Source organism: Gordonia phthalatica (assembly GCF_001305675.1).
Lineage (GTDB): Bacteria > Actinomycetota > Actinomycetes > Mycobacteriales > Mycobacteriaceae > Gordonia > Gordonia phthalatica.
In genome coordinates, this window is record NZ_CP011853.1 from 3,389,135 (window position 1) to 3,406,435 (window position 17,301).

Annotated in this window: 23 protein-coding genes; 4 read left to right on the plus strand and 19 right to left on the minus strand. The window is 67.1% G+C overall.

Annotation, left to right across the window (positions count from 1 at the left end; all coding sequences use genetic code 11):
* Window positions 1–53: 53 nt before the first annotated feature.
* The 16 genes from panD to ACH46_RS15850 all read right to left on the minus strand — a co-directional run bounded on the left by panD (window position 54) and on the right by ACH46_RS15850 (window position 10,758).
* Complete coding sequence (gene panD, locus ACH46_RS15775) at window positions 54–479, minus strand: aspartate 1-decarboxylase (RefSeq protein WP_062393761.1); 426 nt, start codon at window positions 477–479, stop codon at window positions 54–56.
* Between the two features lie 165 nt (window positions 480–644).
* Window positions 645–1,484, minus strand: a complete 840-nt coding sequence (locus tag ACH46_RS15780; RefSeq protein ID WP_062393762.1) for an ABC transporter permease — start codon at window positions 1,482–1,484, stop codon at window positions 645–647.
* Window positions 1,481–2,281, minus strand: a complete 801-nt coding sequence (locus tag ACH46_RS15785; RefSeq protein WP_062393763.1) for an ABC transporter permease — start codon at window positions 2,279–2,281, stop codon at window positions 1,481–1,483. Before ACH46_RS15785 ends, ACH46_RS15780 begins: the two co-directional genes overlap by 4 nt.
* Window positions 2,268–3,812, minus strand: coding sequence for an ATP-binding cassette domain-containing protein (locus ACH46_RS15790; RefSeq protein ID WP_062393764.1), 1,545 nt, complete (start codon window positions 3,810–3,812; stop codon window positions 2,268–2,270). Before ACH46_RS15790 ends, ACH46_RS15785 begins: the two co-directional genes overlap by 14 nt.
* Before the next feature lie 233 nt (window positions 3,813–4,045).
* Window positions 4,046–4,324, minus strand: coding sequence for a 30S ribosomal protein S17 (gene rpsQ / locus ACH46_RS15795; protein WP_062393765.1), 279 nt, complete (start codon window positions 4,322–4,324; stop codon window positions 4,046–4,048).
* The gene (gene rpmC / locus ACH46_RS15800) at window positions 4,321–4,554 is read right to left on the minus strand and encodes a 50S ribosomal protein L29 (RefSeq protein WP_062393766.1); all 234 of its coding nucleotides are present in this window, start codon (window positions 4,552–4,554) and stop codon (window positions 4,321–4,323) included. The genes rpsQ and rpmC overlap by 4 nt, the downstream gene beginning before the upstream one ends.
* Window positions 4,554–4,970, minus strand: coding sequence for a 50S ribosomal protein L16 (gene rplP, locus ACH46_RS15805; protein WP_009681027.1), 417 nt, complete (start codon window positions 4,968–4,970; stop codon window positions 4,554–4,556). Before rplP ends, rpmC begins: the two co-directional genes overlap by 1 nt.
* Before the next feature lie 4 nt (window positions 4,971–4,974).
* On the minus strand, window positions 4,975–5,778 hold the full coding sequence (rpsC, locus tag ACH46_RS15810; RefSeq protein WP_062393767.1) for a 30S ribosomal protein S3: 804 nt from the start codon (window positions 5,776–5,778) through the stop codon (window positions 4,975–4,977).
* Between the two features lie 3 nt (window positions 5,779–5,781).
* Complete coding sequence (rplV, locus tag ACH46_RS15815) at window positions 5,782–6,186, minus strand: 50S ribosomal protein L22 (RefSeq protein ID WP_062393768.1); 405 nt, start codon at window positions 6,184–6,186, stop codon at window positions 5,782–5,784.
* A gap of 2 nt (window positions 6,187–6,188) precedes the next feature.
* Window positions 6,189–6,470 carry a 30S ribosomal protein S19 gene (rpsS, locus tag ACH46_RS15820; RefSeq protein ID WP_026917259.1) on the minus strand — a complete coding sequence of 94 codons (282 nt, stop codon included), beginning with the start codon at window positions 6,468–6,470 and terminating at the stop codon, window positions 6,189–6,191.
* Window positions 6,471–6,487: 17 nt separating this feature from the next.
* Window positions 6,488–7,324: a 50S ribosomal protein L2 gene (rplB, locus tag ACH46_RS15825; RefSeq protein WP_062393769.1), complete on the minus strand. Its 837-nt coding sequence runs from the start codon at window positions 7,322–7,324 to the stop codon at window positions 6,488–6,490.
* A 32-nt stretch (window positions 7,325–7,356) separates the two neighbouring features.
* Window positions 7,357–7,662, minus strand: coding sequence for a 50S ribosomal protein L23 (gene rplW / locus ACH46_RS15830; protein WP_062393770.1), 306 nt, complete (start codon window positions 7,660–7,662; stop codon window positions 7,357–7,359).
* A gap of 2 nt (window positions 7,663–7,664) precedes the next feature.
* A complete protein-coding gene (rplD, locus tag ACH46_RS15835) occupies window positions 7,665–8,324 on the minus strand; it encodes a 50S ribosomal protein L4 (protein WP_062393771.1) in 660 nt (219 codons plus the stop codon).
* A complete protein-coding gene (gene rplC / locus ACH46_RS15840) occupies window positions 8,321–8,977 on the minus strand; it encodes a 50S ribosomal protein L3 (protein WP_062393772.1) in 657 nt (218 codons plus the stop codon). Before rplC ends, rplD begins: the two co-directional genes overlap by 4 nt.
* Window positions 8,978–8,992: 15 nt before the next feature.
* On the minus strand, window positions 8,993–9,298 hold the full coding sequence (gene rpsJ, locus ACH46_RS15845) for a 30S ribosomal protein S10 (RefSeq protein ID WP_003938093.1): 306 nt from the start codon (window positions 9,296–9,298) through the stop codon (window positions 8,993–8,995).
* A gap of 503 nt (window positions 9,299–9,801) precedes the next feature.
* A complete protein-coding gene (locus ACH46_RS15850) occupies window positions 9,802–10,758 on the minus strand; it encodes a type IV toxin-antitoxin system AbiEi family antitoxin domain-containing protein (RefSeq protein ID WP_062393773.1) in 957 nt (318 codons plus the stop codon).
* A 183-nt stretch (window positions 10,759–10,941) separates the two neighbouring features.
* Between ACH46_RS15850 and ACH46_RS15855 the strand changes: the two genes are divergently transcribed.
* From ACH46_RS15855 to ACH46_RS15870, 4 genes are all read left to right on the plus strand, one after another.
* The gene (locus tag ACH46_RS15855; protein WP_062393774.1) at window positions 10,942–11,433 is read left to right on the plus strand and encodes a hotdog fold domain-containing protein; all 492 of its coding nucleotides are present in this window, start codon (window positions 10,942–10,944) and stop codon (window positions 11,431–11,433) included.
* Window positions 11,415–12,161 carry a DsbA family protein gene (locus tag ACH46_RS15860; RefSeq protein WP_062393775.1) on the plus strand — a complete coding sequence of 249 codons (747 nt, stop codon included), beginning with the start codon at window positions 11,415–11,417 and terminating at the stop codon, window positions 12,159–12,161. Before ACH46_RS15855 ends, ACH46_RS15860 begins: the two co-directional genes overlap by 19 nt.
* 130 nt (window positions 12,162–12,291) lie before the next feature.
* Window positions 12,292–13,038, plus strand: coding sequence for a DsbA family protein (locus ACH46_RS15865; protein WP_062393776.1), 747 nt, complete (start codon window positions 12,292–12,294; stop codon window positions 13,036–13,038).
* A gap of 10 nt (window positions 13,039–13,048) precedes the next feature.
* A complete protein-coding gene (locus ACH46_RS15870) occupies window positions 13,049–13,696 on the plus strand; it encodes a vitamin K epoxide reductase family protein (protein WP_062393777.1) in 648 nt (215 codons plus the stop codon).
* A gap of 115 nt (window positions 13,697–13,811) precedes the next feature.
* On the opposite strand, the gene mftG is transcribed toward ACH46_RS15870, so the two are convergent.
* The 3 genes from mftG to mftE are packed head-to-tail and all read right to left on the minus strand — an operon-like array spanning window position 13,812 to window position 17,199.
* Window positions 13,812–15,077 carry a mycofactocin system GMC family oxidoreductase MftG gene (mftG, locus tag ACH46_RS15875; RefSeq protein WP_062393778.1) on the minus strand — a complete coding sequence of 422 codons (1,266 nt, stop codon included), beginning with the start codon at window positions 15,075–15,077 and terminating at the stop codon, window positions 13,812–13,814.
* Entirely contained in the window at window positions 15,077–16,489 is a 1,413-nt protein-coding gene (mftF, locus tag ACH46_RS15880; RefSeq protein WP_062393779.1) for a mycofactocin biosynthesis glycosyltransferase MftF, read from the minus strand. Before mftF ends, mftG begins: the two co-directional genes overlap by 1 nt.
* On the minus strand, window positions 16,486–17,199 hold the full coding sequence (gene mftE, locus ACH46_RS15885; RefSeq protein ID WP_062393780.1) for a mycofactocin biosynthesis peptidyl-dipeptidase MftE: 714 nt from the start codon (window positions 17,197–17,199) through the stop codon (window positions 16,486–16,488). Before mftE ends, mftF begins: the two co-directional genes overlap by 4 nt.
* Window positions 17,200–17,301: the final 102 nt, after the last annotated feature.

Below are 17,301 nucleotides of genomic sequence, written 5' to 3' on the forward strand. Positions count from 1 at the left end.
CGGCCACCGCGCCCCGGTCGATTATGATACGGAGCTCACGATGACCAGGCTGGTCAGGCGTCGATGAGTTCGACGACGCGGGGGTCCTTCAACCCGCTGCCGACGGGCACATCGGCGGGATCGTGGCCTTCGGTGAGGACGCGGTTGTGTTCGTCGACGAAGACGACGTTCGGCTGGTACTCCCGCAGTTCTGCGGCGTCGAGAACACCGTAGGCGATGATGATGACGAGATCGCCGGGATGAACGAGGTGCGCTGCCGCGCCGTTGATTCCGATCACGCCGGAACCGCGCTCGCCCGCGATCGCGTAGGTGACGAGTCGCGAGCCGTTGTCGATGTCGACGATCGTCACCTGCTCGCCCTCAAGCAGCCCTGCGGCGTCGAGGAGGTCCTCGTCGATGGTCACCGAACCCACGTAGTGCAGGTCGGCCTGGGTGACAGTAGCTCGGTGAATCTTCGACGACATCATCGTGCGCAGCATGCTTGAATCCTCTCGGTCTGCGTCTCTGAATAGGTCTATCGTCCCCCATCCCCCGTCCCGTTACAAAACGGCAACAGGCCCCACCTGGGGAGATGCAGGGCTTTCCAGCAGGGAATTCATCCGTTCGATCGTTCGACCAAGAGCGCTCCGTGTGCAGTCGGCGGCCTATCGCCCGACAGCCGCCTTGCGATAACCGCGGAGCGCCGGGTACGCGCTCAGCCCGATGATCACGACCACCCAGACCGCGACTTTGACGAGGTTCCCCGCGACGGGACCACCCGCGGCGAACGCCCGCATCACCTCGATGGCCGGAGTCATCGGCTGGTTCGCAACGATCGGCTGCAACCAGCCCGGGTACATGTCGACCGGGGAGAAGCCCGAGTTGAAGAACATCATCAGGCTCGACAACAGACTGAGGTACTGCACCAGCGGCGCACCCGGTGAGGTGTTCACCGCGAGCGCGAGGACGAGGACGGAGAACGCGGCGCCGTACGCCATCGCGACGCCGATGATGCCGAGAGCCGGCCCGACTCCCTGCGTGAAGCGGAATCCGATCAGATGCCCCGCCGCGAGCAGGATCAACGTCGTGACCAGGATCCGGACGAGCTCGGAGATCACGCGCGACGTCAGGTCTGCCGCACGGTTGATCGGCAGTACGTAGATGCGGTTCAGCAGACCGGACTGCCGTTCCATGTTCAGTCGGACCGCCGTCGCCAGGGAACCGAACATCGCGCCGATGAGAATCACGAGCGGCACCGTCCCGAAGGCGCTGTCCATTCCGCTCGCGGTTCCGATGGCGTCGCCGAGCACCACCTTGAACATGATCATGGCGAGCGCGGGCATCAGCAGCGACTGCAGCAGCGTCGGCACATCGCGGGCGTACACCAGGATCTGGCGCCCGGCGAGAATCGACGAATGCCTCACGAAGCCCGACCAGGTGCCTTCGGCCACCCGCCCTGCGGGCAGGAACGCGAAGTTACGCGGTGCGGTGTCTGATCGAGTCATGCGCCCGTCCTCCTGCGATAAGTGGCGAAGAAGATCACGGCGGCTGCCAGAAGGCCCACGGTCCACAGGATCGACGGCAGCATGACCTGCCACGTCATCGCCCCCGCCTCCGCTGCTCGAAGCGCCTCGACGAACTGTGACACGGGCTGATTGCGTGCGAACCCGCGAATCCACTCCGGGAACCGCTCCTCCGGGACGAACCCCGTCGACAGCATGCCGAGGATCAGAATCGGCAGGCTCATCGCCTGGCTCGTCGACTGCGGGCTTCCAGCGAGGAGACCCAGACCGTCTGCGAGCAGTGCCAGAACGATCCCAATGACTCCGGACACCAGAAAGACCATGAGAAGTCCAGGCAGCCCGTTGTCCGGTCGCCACCCGATGAGCACGCACGCCACCAGAGCGCACACCAGTGACACGACGAGCAGCACGCAGTTGGTGACCAGTCGCGACAGCATCGGCACCCAGGCCGACATGGGGAGCACGCGGAACCGGGTGTTGATTCCCTGGCTGCCGTCGATCGAGGACCGCATCGCCGCAGACGAGCCGGCGAACCCGACCGACTGCAGCACGATGATCGGCATCAAGAACTGCCCGTAGTCCATTCCCGGGTACAGATCCATCACCTTGCGGAGCGGGATGTAGAAGCACACGGCGAGGAAGACCGGTGAGATGAACGCGTAGATCACCTCACCGTTGCGGAAGACCTTGGTGATGCCTCGTGAACTGAGCGCCGCGAGTTGGCCGAACGGATTCGGCGCCGACCCGATGGTCTCGGGAACCGTCTCAGAGGTCGCCATCGGCCGCCTCGCCGTCTGCTTCCGGCTGCCCCGTCAACGCCAGGAACACCTCGTCCAACGACGGCCGGCGCAGCGCGATGTCCGCGAGCGGAATCCGCGCGGCCTCAGTCCGCCGGATCACCTCGGCGAGAGTCTCCGGCCCGTCGGGTGCCGGGACCGCGATGGCGCCGGTCGCCTCGTCGGCCTCCCCGCTCGCGGACCCGAGCAGATCCGCGAGCTTGCCGCGCAGTCGCGGAAGGTAGGCCGGGTGCACCGGGGTCACCTCGCAGTAGGCTGCGCCCGTGGCCTCCTTGAGCTCGTCCGACGTGCCCTCGGCGATGACCCGTCCACGATCGATCACCACGATGCTGTCGGACAGCATGTCGGCCTCTTCCAGGTACTGAGTGGTGAGGAGGACGGTGACGCCGTCCTCACGCAGCTTCTCGACGAGCGACCAGACCTCCTGGCGGCTTCGCGGGTCGAGGCCGGTGGTCGGTTCGTCCAGGAACACGACCTTCGGCTCGGTCACCAGACCGCAGGCGATGTCGATGCGACGGCGCATGCCGCCCGAGTACTGTCCGACCTTCTTGTCGGCGGCGGGCACCAGCGCGAAGGTCTCCAGGAGTTCGCCGGCGCGCTTCTTCGCATCGGCCTTGTGGAGCCCGAGCAGTCGGCCGAACAGGACCAGGTTCTCCCGCCCCGTCAGGGATTCGTCGAGCGCCGCGAACTGACCGGTCAACATGATCGACCGCCGAACGCCCGCGGCGTCGTCGACGACATCGCAGCCGTCGACCGTTGCTGAGCCGCCGTCCGGACGCAGCAGGGTGCACAGCATGTTGACGGTGGTCGTCTTTCCTGCGCCGTTCGGCCCCAGCAGGGCGACGATCTTGCCCTTGGGCACCTTGAACGAGACGCCGTCCACGGCGACCATGTCCTTGAACACCTTGCGCAGGCCGTCGACCTCGATCGCGTACTCGACGTCGACGTCGTCCGCGCCCAGCGGAACCAGGTCCAGCGCGGGGAACGCCACCGTGCGGGCGGCCGCGTTCGCCGCCTCCGCGGGGCTGACCCGGGAGGCGTGCCGTGACGGCTCCGACGAGATCACGTCCCAGGCGGAGTGCCGTCCCGTCGGCAACGGACGCGACTCCCGCGGCGGATGCACATCGATCAGTTCGGGCTCCGCACGGCGACGCACGAATCCGCTCAGCGGCCACGGCGCGCTCGGCGGCTGCGAATGCGCCGCGCGGCGCCCCGTGGCTGCGGGATCGACGTACCTGGCCTGCGGCTCGGGACGAGGCTGATCGCGCTGCACGGCAGTGGGGGCAGGTGCGGGCCTTCCGCCTTCGTTCCGCCCGGGTTGCGCAGGCACCGCCACGTCTGAGCGATCATCCGCCGCAGCTCCGGCCGTCTCCGGACCGAGCTCCTTGCGCCACGCCTTCAGCTGTGCGGCGACAGGGTCGTCGAACGACCATGCCGCGGTGTCGCGCAGCGGATCGTGCGGCGGCCGACCACCCGCGTTGTCATCGTTTCGACTGCGGTCAGAGTCCGCCATGACTTCCTTACGTCCGAGATCAGATCGGCCACAGCGGGCCCTTTCGGGGCCTGCACCGAGCCTCTCACCTTATCGATACCAACCGTCCGAGTGTTTCCACTGCGCACACCTGTCTCATCCAACGCGACAATATCAACTTGGACGGCTGATACGACGAACCGCCCGCCCCGAGTCTCCTCGGGAACGGGCGGTTCGCCTGTCTGGATTACGTCGCTTGGAAGCGCCGATCGGGCCTACTTGGCCTTCTCGAGCACCTCGACGAGACGCCAGCGCTTGGTCGCCGACAGCGGTCGGGTCTCCATGATGCGAACGCGGTCGCCGATACCGGCGGTCTCGTTCTCGTCGTGCGCCTTGACCTTGCTGGTCGTGCGGATGATCTTGCCGTAGAGCGGGTGGCTCTTGCGATCTTCCAGCTCGACCGTGATGGTCTTGGTCATCTTGTCACTGACGACGTAGCCGATCCGCTCTTTGCGGCTGGCGCGATCTTCGGTCACCTTCTGGTCCTCACTCATGCGTCTTCACCCTCCGGTCCGGACGCGAGGCCCAGCTCACGCTCACGCATGACGGTGTAGACGCGTGCGATCTCCCGGCGAACGGTACGCAGCCGGCGGTTGTTATCGAGCTGGCCGGTGGCCATCTGGAAACGAAGGTTGAACAGCTCTTCCTTCGACTCCTTCAGGCGAGCGACCAGATCGGCGTCGCTGAGCTCGCGGAGCTCAGAAGCAGCAACTCCGAGTGCCATCAGAACTGCTCCTCTCGGGTCACGATACGGGTCTTGATGGGGAGCTTGTGCTGTGCGCGGCGCAGGGCCTCGCGAGCGGTCTCCTCATTGGGGTAGCTCATCTCGAACAGCACGCGGCCCGGCTTCACCGGGGCCACCCACCACTCGGGCGAACCCTTACCGGAACCCATGCGGGTTTCGGCAGGCTTCTTCGTGATCGGGCGGTCCGGGAAGATGTTGATCCAGACCTTGCCGCCACGCTTGATGTGGCGGTTGATCGCGATACGAGCCGACTCGATCTGTCGGTTGGTGATGTAAGCACCTTCCAGAGCCTGGATGCCGTAGTCACCGAAGGTGACCTTGGTTCCGCCCTTGGCCCGGCCCTTGAGGCTGGGGTGGTGCTGCTTGCGGTGCTTGACCCTGCGAGGGATCAACATGGCCTCAGCCCTCCTGGTTCTCGGCAGGCGCCGCGGCCGGCGCGGTGGCGTCGGCGGCAGGAGCCTGCGCAGCGTCGTTGCGACCGCCCTGGCCACCGCGCGAGTCACGGCGCGGACGGCTGGGACGACGCGGTCCGCGACGGTCCTCGGACGGAGCGGCAGCGGCCAGCTCACGACGGCCGCCGACGATGTCGCCCTTGTAGATCCACACCTTCACGCCGATGCGGCCGAAGGTGGTGCGTGCCTCGTAGAGCCCGTAGTCGATGTCGGCGCGCAGCGTGTGCAGCGGGACGCGACCCTCGCGGTAGAACTCCTTGCGGCTCATCTCGGCACCGCCCAGACGACCCGAGCACTGGACACGGATGCCCTTGACGCCCGGCTGACGCATGGCCGACTGGATGGCCTTGCGCATCGCGCGACGGAACGCCACGCGGTTGCTGAGCTGCTCGGCCACACCCTGTGCGACGAGCTGTGCGTCGGCCTCGGGGTTCTTGACCTCGAGGATGTTCAGCTGGACCTGCTTGCCGGTCAGCTTCTCCAGGTCGCCGCGGATGCGATCGGCCTCGGCGCCGCGGCGGCCGATGACGATGCCCGGACGAGCGGTGTGGATGTCGACGCGGACGCGGTCACGGGTGCGCTCGATCTCAACCTTCGAGATGCCTGCGCGCTCGAGGCCGGTGCTCAGCAGCTTGCGGATGGCGACGTCTTCCTTGACGTAGTCCGCGTACTGCTTGTCGGCGTACCAACGCGAGCTCCAGTCGGTGGTGATGCCCAGACGGAAGCCGTGCGGGTTGATCTTCTGGCCCACTGTTTAGGCTCCCTTCTTCTTCTGCTGCTGGCGACGCCCGGATCCCGCGTTCTCTCCGCCGGCGACGACCACGGTGATGTGGCTGGTGCGCTTGCGGATACGGAAGGCGCGGCCCTGTGCACGCGGCTGGAACCGCTTCAGGGTCGGGCCCTCGTTGGCGAAAGCCTCCGAGACGGCCAGGGTCCGGCGATCCAGACCCAGGTTGTTCTCGGCGTTGGCGACGGCGCTGGCAAGCACCTTGTAGACCGGCTCGCTGGCGGCCTGCGGGGCGAACCGCAGGATGTCCAGGGCCTCGTCCACGTTCTTGCCGCGGACCAGGTCGAGGACGCGGCGTGCCTTCATCGGGGTGACGCGAACGAACTTCGCGGTCGCCCGTGCGCTCTGCACTGCGTTATCAGTCGTAGTCATGGTTACCGGCGCTTCGCTTTCCGGTCATCCTTGATGTGACCCTTGAAGGTACGGGTGGGGGCGAACTCGCCCAGCTTGTGACCCACCATCGACTCGGACACGAACACGGGCACGTGCTTGCGACCGTCGTGGACCGCAAAGGTGTGACCGATGAAGTCGGGGATGATGGTCGAGCGGCGCGACCAGGTCTTGATGACCTGCTTGGTGCCCTTCTCGTTCTGAACATCCACCTTCTTCAGGAGGTGGTCGTCGACGAACGGGCCCTTCTTCAGGCTGCGTGGCATTTTTTACCTCCTCCTAATTATCGCTTGTTCTTGCCGGTACGACGGCGGCGGACGATCAGCTTGTCGCTGGCCTTGTTCTTGCGGGTGCGACCCTCGGTCTGACCCCACGGGCTGACCGGGTGGCGACCACCCGAGGTCTTGCCCTCGCCACCACCGTGCGGGTGGTCGACCGGGTTCATCACGACACCGCGGACGGTAGGACGCTTGCCCTTCCAGCGCATGCGGCCGGCCTTGCCCCAGTTGATGTTGCTCTGCTCGGCGTTGCCGACCTCGCCGACGGTGGCGCGGCAGCGCACGTCGACGCGACGGATCTCACCGGACGGCATACGCAGCGTGGCGTAGGGGCCTTCCTTGCCCAGCAGCTGGATCGACGCACCGGCCGAACGAGCCATCTTGGCGCCACCGCCCGGACGCAGCTCCACGGCGTGGACCTGGGTACCGGTCGGGATATTGCGCAGCGGCAGGTTGTTGCCCGGCTTGATGTCGGCGTTGGGGCCGGATTCGACGACGTCGCCCTGCTTCAGGTTCTTCGGCGCCAGGATGTAGCGCTTCTCGCCGTCCACGTAGTGCAGCAGCGCGATGCGCGCGGTGCGGTTTGGGTCGTACTCGATGTGCGCGACCTTGGCGTTGATGCCGTCCTTGTCGTTACGACGGAAGTCGATCAGACGGTAGGCACGCTTGTGGCCGCCACCCTTGTGACGGGTGGTGATGCGACCGTGAGCGTTACGGCCACCAGTGCTGTGCAGCGGGCGCACCAGCGACTTCTCGGGGTGCGAACGGGTGACCTCGGAGAAGTCGGCGCCGCTCGAACCGCGACGACCCGGGGTCGTCGGCTTGTACTTACGAATTGCCATGAGTCTTAGTCCCTACTCTTCTTCGCGGGCGGTCAGGAGACCGCGCCCCCGAAGATCTCGATGGGCTTGCTGTCAGCGGACAGCGTCACGATGGCGCGCTTGGTGTCCTTGCGCTTGCCGTAGCCGTAACGGGTGCGCTTGCGCTTGCCCTGACGATTGGCGGTGTTGACGCTCGAGACCTTCACATCGAAGATCGCTTCGACGGCGATCTTGATCTGGGTCTTGTTCGAATCCGGGTGCACCAGGAAGGTGTACACGTTGTCTTCGATCAGCCCGTAAGCCTTCTCCGAGATCACCGGCGCCAGGATGATGTCACGCGGGTCTGCCTGCGTAGCCATTCCTAGGCCTCCTTCTTCTGGTTCTGCTCGATGAAGGCGTTCAGGGTCTCAACGCTGAACACGACCTCATCCGAGTCGAGGACGTCGTAGGTGTTGAGCTGATCCGGCGCGATCGGCTGGACGTTGCCCAAGTTGGCGACGCTCTTCCATGCGGTCTGGTCCTCGCGCGAGACGACGACCAGAAACTTGCGACGGTCGCTCAGGAGCTCGAGGAACTTGCGAGCGGCCTTGGTCGACGGGGTCTGGCCGGCGACGAGCTCGGTGACGACGTGGATGCGCTCGTTGCGAGCACGGTCCGACAGTGCGCCGCGGAGAGCAGCAGCCTTGACCTTCTTGTTGACCTTCTGCGTGTAGTCGCGCGGCTGCGGACCGTGAACGGTGCCACCACCGGCGAACTGCGGTGCGCGGGTCGAACCCTGACGTGCGCGGCCGGTGCCCTTCTGGCGGTACGGCTTGGCGCCGCCGCCGGAGACCTGACCACGGGTCTTGGTCGAGTGCGTGCCCTGGCGGCCTGCGGCCTGCTGGGCGACGACGACCTGGTGCATGAGCGCGATGTTCGCGGTCACGTCGAACAGGTCGGCGGGCAGGTCGACGGTGCCGTCGGTGCTGCCATCAGCCTTGCGGACGTCGAGCGTCAGCTTGGTTGCGGTTTCGGTGCTCACTTCTTGCCACCCTTCACTGCGTCGCGGACCACCACGATGCCGCCCTTGCGGCCGGGGATCGCGCCCTTGATCAACAGCAGACCGGCTTCAGCGTCCACCTTGTGGACCGTCAGGTTCTGCGTGGTAACGCGGTCGGAGCCCATGCGGCCTGCCATGCGGGTGCCCTTGAAGACGCGACCCGGCGTGGCGCAGCCACCGATGGAGCCCGGCGAACGGTGCACGCGGTGGGCACCGTGGCTGGCGCCCAGACCCTTGAAGCCGTGACGCTTCATGACACCGGCGTAGCCCTTGCCCTTGGAGGTACCGGTCACGTCGACCTTCACACCATCGGTGAAGATGTCGGCGCCGAGCTCCTGGCCGACCTCGAAGGTCGAGATGTCGTCGATGCGAATCTCGGTGAGGTGGCGGCGCGGGGTGACTCCGGCCTTCGCGAACTGGCCGGCGACCGGCTTGTTCACCTTGCGGGGGTCGATGGCGCCGTATGCGAGCTGGATGGCCGTGTAGCCGTCGCGGTCTGCGGTACGCAGCTGCGTGACGACGTTGGAGCCGGTCGCGATGACGGTCACCGGGACGACCCGGTTGTTCTCGTCGAAAACCTGGGTCATGCCGAGCTTGGTGCCCAGGATTCCCTTGGTTGCATTCTGATTGCTCATTTAGTCAATCCCCCGTCACTGAATGTTGACGTCGACACTGGCCGGGAGGTCGATGCGCATGAGCGCGTCGACCGTCTTCGGCGTCGGGTCGAGGATGTCGATGAGTCGCTTGTGCGTGCGCATCTCGAAGTGTTCGCGGCTGTCCTTGTACTTATGCGGCGAACGGATAACGCAGTACACATTCTTTTCGGTGGGCAACGGCACCGGGCCGACCACACGTGCACCCGTGCGGGTCACGGTCTCCACGATCTTGCGCGCAGAAGCGTCGATCGCCTCGTGGTCGTAGGCCTTGAGCCTGATGCGGATCTTCTGTCCCGCCACGCTGTGTCCTCTTCCGTCTGTTCATCTCTCGACAGCACAACACCGGCGTGACTTCACACCTGCGGTAATGAATCGCAGGCGGCAACTGATGCCACATGACCACGCCATGACATTTGGCGGATCGACGCTGTTCTACTGTCGTTGTACGGTGCCGAACTCTCGTCCGGCTGCCGGCTTTCGCCGACTTCGCCTCCGGCACCCGCGGTCGGGCGTGTCGGTCCGGATCCTCCGGCACAAGTGCCGTCGGCCCCGTCGAACGGGGTTCCGCGTTACACGCCCAGCTCCACGCTTTGTGGTCCTGGAAGTTGGTCTGCCCCTCGCGGGGCAACCTGAATAGTATGCAGCAGGTCGCGGCGTGGATCAAATCCCTGCCGTGCGTGATCTTGGTCTCGGCGTGCGACGACGTCGTTCCGCCTCCGGCTCAGCCATCGTCACACCCTCGATCGCTCGTCACCCCATCAACTGACGCTGTGACAAGGAGTTGAGGTGGTGACGTGCTGACATCAGCGCATCGGCAACCGGTCGAACCGCTCCAGCCAGTACTGCACTCGCGGGATCATCCGGTTGTTCTCCAGATCCGACCAGATCCAGCGGATCACCATGATGCCGATGCTGCGCAGGCGGTCCTCGCGTTCCTTCTCCCGCATCACGGCCTGCTCGATCGTCTCCCCGGGCTTCCGCAGGCGGCCGTACTTGACCTTGCCGTCGAACTCGCCGACGAGTCGGCACTCCCAGTCGAAGTCGGAGCGGTACTCGTGCCCCTCTGCGATGTGGGTGCACTGGAGCACGGGGAAGCGGATGTCGGCGTCGATCATCTGGGCTCGACTCCACGACTCCCCGACCGACTCCGAGAGACTGGACGCGAAGTACAACGCGCGACGGGCCGTCTTGACGCCGCGATTGCGGCGGCCCGCCAGCATCTCGGTCATCACCTCGCGCGACGCCCCTCGCGCCAGCGCCATGTCGAACACAGTCAAGGCTTGAGCGAACGTCGCTCCGTCGGTTGCGACGTCGACCGCCGTCCGCTCCATCGACGTGACGCGGAAGCGACCGAGGTCGACGACGTCGCAGTCGGGAAGCGATACAGCGTGGAGCTGCCGTTCCGCCCGACGACCGCCCCCGCTTCTCGCATCGCGCGTCACGTGGACGTATCTCGTGTCGGATTTGAGCAGCGAGATGCCATGTTGGGCAGCTGCCGACTGATGGCTCAGCACCACCCCGTTGCCGCACCTCTCCGACGTGACCGCAGCCAGTCCCCGCAGTCGATACAGTTCGTCGCGCCCGGCGGATTCTGTGACGAACCACGGGTTCGATCGCACGTAGACGCCCGGGGCAAGATGGATCAGTTCCCCACGGCGGACGGCAGCGATCAGCCTGGTGTCCGACCACCCCGCGTCGAGCGCCGCGGCCCGTCGGATCAGACCGAACTCGTCCACCGGCAACTCATCGACTGCAAGCATTGCTCCCCCTCAACGACTACGGTCCATCGTCGGGCGACAGCCCGAAAAGGGCGAATACGTTATCCACAGATCTGCGAATTGAGGGTCAACACCGCCTCAATCACTCGTCACCCCATCAACTGAGGTGGTGACGAGAAGCCGAGGTGGTGACGTGGCCGGATCGAGCGATTAGCATCACCAGACATGACTGCAACTTCGAGTAACACCAACAGCTCGACTTACGCGCTGCGCCGTCGTCTGCCCGACGGCAAGGTCGGCGACGTGCTGTTCTCGCTGGGCCTGATGGCCAAGGCGCCGTACTTCGCGACCATCATCCCGATCGTGGAGGAGATGGAGCCCGGCTATGCCCGCGTCAAGGCGCCCATGTGGTTCGGCATCCAAAACCACATCGGCACGTTCCACGCGATCGCCGCGTGCAACCTCGCCGAGGCCGCGATGGGCGTGCTGATGGAGGCGACGACGCCCGACACCCACCGCTGGATCCCGAAGGGCATGCAGACGCAGTACCTGGCGAAGGCCACGACCAGCCTCACCGCCCACGCCGAACTGGCCGAGCCCGTCGACTTCGCCGAGATCACCGAAGGGCGCGACGTCGTCGTCTCGATCCGGATCCTCGACAAGGCGGGCACCGAGGTGGTTCACGCCGACATCACGACGTGGGTGACGCCGAAGTGAGCAGACTCCGCACCGTCGCCGCCGGCGCCTTCGCCGTCGCGGCGCTCCTCGCCGGTTGCGGCGTGGACGGGACCGCGGTCAAGGCCTCAGGCGACTCCGGCACGCCGACGTCGACCGGCACGTCGACACCCGGTTCGACGACACCGGGCTCGAGTCCCGACACCACGACCGCACCCGACGGCGCGTTCCGCATCGCGAAGTCCGACAACGTCCGGGTGGTCGTCACGGTCGTCGAAGACATGGCCTGTCCCGCGTGCAAGGCCTTCGAGGCCGCGTACGGCTCGGTGCTCGACGAGATCTCCGATCTGCCCGGCGCCGCCGTCGACTACCGCATCATCTCGTTCCTGGATCGCATGAGCGACGACAAGTACTCGTCCCGCGCGGCCAACGCGTCGTACTGCGTGTGGAACCGCTCCGGCGACGCCGCGCAGAAACAGGACGTGTGGCTCAAGTTCCAGACCGCGGCGTTCCGCGATCAGCCCCGCGAGGGCGGTCCCGGCCTGCCCGACTCGAAACTAGCGGATCTGGCCGCGTCGGCGGGCGCCCCCGATGCCGCGTCGTGCATCACCACCGGCAAGTACAAGGCCGACGTGGCGAGCAACTCGGCGAAGACCCTCGCCGATCCGTCGTTCGAGGGGACGCCGACGATTCTGGTGAACGGCGAGAAGGTGGACCTGCGGTCTGCGGCCAGACTCCTCGACATGGTCGAAGAGCTGCTGCCGAAGTAGACCTTCGACTCAAAGCGGTGTTCCTGTAATGAGTTTCTTAGGTGACGGCAAGTAGGGTTGCTCGGGTAACGACCGTGCGCGTATGCGCGCGAGCGCTCGACGCGAGTCAACAAGCGGAGGAAGAACTATCGTGGCGCAGAAGAGTAGGACCGTCGTCAACCCGCGGGAAGCGGAACGCCGCCGGTCCCTGATGTACAAGATCGGCGCCGTCGTCGTGCTGATCATCATCGCCGCGGGCGTCAGCTACTGGGCGATCAACCACAACAAGGACGGCGCGTCGACCACCGGCGGTTCCGCGGTCCCCACCGTGATGACGAATGACACGATCCGCATCACCACGGCACCGAAGGGCACCGAGCCGAAGGCCGTCGTGACGCTGGTCGAGGACTTCCAGTGCCCGGCATGCCGCGACTTCGAGAGCACGTTCGGCTCCACCGTCGAGGAATTGGCGAAGAACCCGCAGGTCGCCATCGACTACCACCCGATCGCCTTCCTGAACCGGATGTCGACCACCGACTATTCCAGCCGCGCGATGAACGCGTCGGTGTGCGTGGCCGAATCGACCGCCAAGCAGGGCGACTGGTCCATCTGGCGCAAGTTCCACGGACTCCTGTTCGCGAAGCAGCCCGCCGAGGGCGGCTCGGGCCTGCCGGACAGCGACCTGATCTCGATGGCCCGTGAAGCCGGCGCCAACGGCATCACCGACTGCATCAACAACAATCAGTTCGGCCAGTGGGTCACCAAGGCCACCGAGAAGGTGACCTCGAACCCCGACTTCCAGGGCACCCCGTGGGTCCGCGTCAACGGCACCACCTTCAACCCGCAGGAAGGCCCGGAGGGCCTGAAGAAGGCCGTCGACGCGGCCCTCGCGAAGTAAGGAACAGCGCATGAGCGACGACGCCGCCGACACCACGCAGGTCACCGACCAGGCCGACTCCCCCGCCGAGCCGACCGGCGACTTCTGGACGCAGCCGCGTTCGACGCCGATGCTCGCGGGCTGGGTGCTGCTGGTGACCGGCGTGCTCGGCATGGCGGCGGCGATCGCGCTCCTGCTGGACCGCATCCAGCTGCTGATCGATCCGAGCTTCGTGCCGGCGTGCAGCATCAACCCGATCATCTCGTGCGGTTCGGTGATGGTGACCGAACAGGGCAAGTTCTTCGGATTCCCGAACCCGATGCTCGGACTCCCCGCGTTCGCCGTGATCCTGGTGACCGCCGTCCTCACCCTCGGTCGGGTGCGACTCCCCCGCTGGTACTGGCTCGGCCAGGCGATCGTCACGTTCCTCGGGCAGATCTTCGTCGGCTACCTGATCTTCCAGAGCCTCTACCGGATCCACGCCCTGTGCCCGTACTGCATGGTGGTGTGGACGATCGTGCCGATCATCTTCATCCTCAGCCTGTCGCGGGTGCTGCCCGACGGCGACCGCGGCCGCTCGATGCGCGAATGGCTGTGGATGCTGCTGCCCGTGTACTACGTCGTGGTGGTCGCGATGATCGCCATCGAGTTCTGGGACTACTGGAGCACGCTGTTCTGACGCACTCTTCCAGGAGTGCGCCGCACCGGCGCTGACATCTTCTGAACGATGGCGACATAGTCGGGTCTGGGACCCGGGTATGTCGCCATCGTTCTGTCTGCGGGACGGTTACGGCCTAGATCGCCTCCGCAATCAACCCCGCCACGGCCATCACGCTCGCGTGCGGACCCGAGCGGAGCGGCGTCGGGAGGACGGAGCCGTCGGCGACGTGCAGGCCGTCGAAGCCGTGGACCGCGCCGTCGGGGCCCACCGTCTCGCCGAGCGGCAGGGTGCCCCAGGCGTGCGACGACAGGCCGGGCTTCGTGTCTCTGCGGAGGGAACCGGGTTCCACGAGGTCGGCGAACCCCGGGCCCTTGAGCATCGATGCCACGATGCGGGCCCAGAGAACCAGCTCGGACATCTCCCTCGAATCATCTCCGAGGTCCACGCGTCCGTCCCGGTACAGCGTCCCATTGGTCCCGGCGACCATCTCGGTGACGCCGACCGCGAGACCGGACCGGGGAACCCCGTCGATGAACGACGCGAAGTCGTCACCGTAGAAGCGCAGTTCCAGCCCGTCCCGGGTATGCGCCACGGTCTGCAGCAGGGCCGGGGCCTCGACCGGGATCCTCGGTGTGAAACGCAGCAGCAACTCGGCGTGCTCGTGTATCGGCCGGTCGCCGAGCAGTCTCGCCGCGAGCCTCCCGCTGCCCAGGGCGCCCGCCGTCAGGACGACGGTGTCGGCGTCGATGCGGCCCCGCGAGGTCTCGCCCCCGGTGATGCGACTGCCTTTCGAGACGAGCGCGATGACCTCGGTGTCACCGACCACGTCGAGGTTGGGCCGCGGCGCGGAGAGGAACGCCTCGGCCGCCGTGACCCGATGGCCGTCCCGGCGGTTGCTCCGAACGCGGTTGAGGCCGAAGGCGGCGAATCCGCCGTCGTCGCTGAGTGGGCGGGCGAGGCCGGCGCCATCCCAGTGCGCTTCGACGGCCCTCGCGAAGGTACCCAGTTCGTCGTCGCGGAAGGCGCTGACCGACATCGCCTGTTCGACGGCGTCGAACTGGGCGGCGATCTGCTCGATGGGCCACGGCCAGGAGACGTAGTCGTCGCGGTGGCCGCGGAGGAAGTAGCCGCCGTTGATGACCGACGAACCGCCGAGACCGAAGCCGCGGACCACATCGCGACCCCGCACTTCCGGGTAGCGCCGGGCGCGGGGTGCGCCGGGGTGGATCGGCAGTCGGGTCAGTCGAGTCTCGGACGCGGGCGCGGCGGTCGCGGGACCGGCGTCGAGGAGCAGGATGCGACGTGCGGGATCGCGGGAGAGTCGTTCGGCGACCACGCAGCCCGCGCTGCCCGCACCGACGATGACGACGTCGGCGGTGGCGACCGCAGGCACGACCATCAGCGCGTGACGACCGGGCGGAGGGCGGCCCAGTCACGGCCGGCGATCACGCCCTGCCACAGTCCGAGGCCGTAGGCCAGGTCGTCGAGCCGGTGCATCACCGAGTAGCCCAGGGGCTCCACCATGGGCGAGGACGGGTCGTCGAGCCGGGTCCGCAGCCAGGTGGCGACGGCTTCGGCGACCGCGGCCTCGACGAACCAGCGTCGGAAGCGGGCGGAGAAGATCAGTCCCAGCAGGGACAGCGGCCAGTAGTGCCGCAGCACCGCCGACCACACCTGCAGCACGCCGAAGCCGAGGGCTCGGCCCACGTTGCGCGCGGCGATCGCGTCGCGCGCGGGCACTCCGGCGAGCGGAACGCGGAGGCGGGTGAAGATCCAGCCGGACAGGATCGCGGCGACGGCGAACCCGATGCGTGTCCGCGACAGCAACGCGATCACGGCGACCGCCAGGGGCACGCTCGTCATCACCGGGGCGACGAGCCCGCCGTGGCGGCTCGCGAGCTGCGCGGCGCCGGTGCCGTAGAAGCGACGACGGTCCAGGAGGCCGCGAAGCGACTCGCGGTGGTCGTGCGCGACGTGCGCGATCGGGTCGTACCGCATCACCCACCCGGCGGCGTGGGTGCGCCAGCACAGGTCGACGTCCTCGGCCACGCGCAGGGTCTCGTCGAACCGGCCGAAGGCCTCCCGCCGCACCACCAGCGCGGCGCTGGGCACGTAGGCGATCGGAGTGCCCGGGCGCACGGGGCCCTCGTGCGTGCCCATGTCGAGGGACGAGAACTGGTTGGCGTACGCGGAGACCGGATTGCGGCGGCGGTGCCGACCGCGTTCCAGGCCGACGATCCGCGGCGCGACGATCCCGACCGCCGGATCAGAGAAGTGGCTGAGGAGCATCATCAGCCATTCGCCGCGGGGCACGGTGTCCGAGTCGAGGAAGGCGACGAACGGGGTGTCGGCGGCGTCGAATCCCGCATTGCGCGCGACGGCGGGGCCGCCGTTGACGTCGAGGCGGATCACGCGGCAGCGGTCGTCGTCGGGGACCGTCAGCGGGGTGGGTGATGCGTCGTCGACGACGATCACCTTCAGTCCGGGCAGGGCGGCGATGAGGCGGTCGACATTCGCCTGGTTCTGGTACGCGGGGATCACGACGGTGACGTCGTCGGCCTGCGGACCGGTCATGGGACGCGGGTGGGCGATGCCTGCGTCGAGCAGCTTCCGGGCGAGCGCGCGGGTATTGGCGTCGCAGACCTCGATGCGGCCGTCGTCGGAGGTCATGCCGAGCGCCGCGTCGGAGAGCTTCAGCACACGCAGGGGCGAGCCGCCGACCAGGGTCCGGAGATCCCCGCGACGCACGTAGCGGTGATCGATCTGGACCTGGAAGCCGACGGGCAGGTCCGTGGTCGACGGTCCGATCACCGAAGCCTCCCGGAGGCGTCCACGGTCCAGGTGCGCAGGGAGTCTGCGAGGGCTGAGGCCAGGCCGTCGAGGAGTTCGACGCCGTGGGCCGCCGATGCGTCGGTCGGGTCGCCGAGCACCCCGTTGGGCGAGACCTGCGCGACGCCGCCCGCGCGGAGGTCGTCGAGGAGGTCGGCGATGGGCGCGGTGTTGCCGACGGCGAGTTCGCGGTCGCGGACGTCCGACGGTGTGAGCGCCTGCACCACGCTGGTCTCGGTGCGACCTGCGTGGGCGTCGGCGTCGGGGAAGGCGCACGGGAACCAGGCGGCGTCGCGCCCTTCGTAGCGGAGTCGAGCGACGGCGGTCGCGACCGCGTGGGCGTTGCCGCCGTGTGCGTTGACGAACACCAGACGACCGGCCCAGCGCATGGCGCTGCGCCCGTACTCGAGGATCAGCAGTTCGAGTGCCTCGCGGCCGATGGAGATGGTGCCGGGGAAACCCTCGTGCTCCCCCGACGCGCCGTAGGAGATCTCGGGCGCCACCAGGGTCTGTGACGAGTGATCCACGGCAGCAACGGCTTTGCGCGCGACGGCGACGGCGATCCGACGATCCGTGTCCAACGGCAAATGAGGGCCATGCTGTTCGACAGCCCCCACGGGCACGACTACCGTCGGCTCCGCCCCGACAAGCTCGCGCCACGTCCGGGACGCCAATTCGGTCACCGGTGTCATTGCGCCAACGCTACCGATGCGACCGGTCGGAGGGAACGGCTGGTCACGTTTTCGCGGCCCGTGAAGCCCCAGGTGAACCATCGACCCCACGAGCACCGTTCC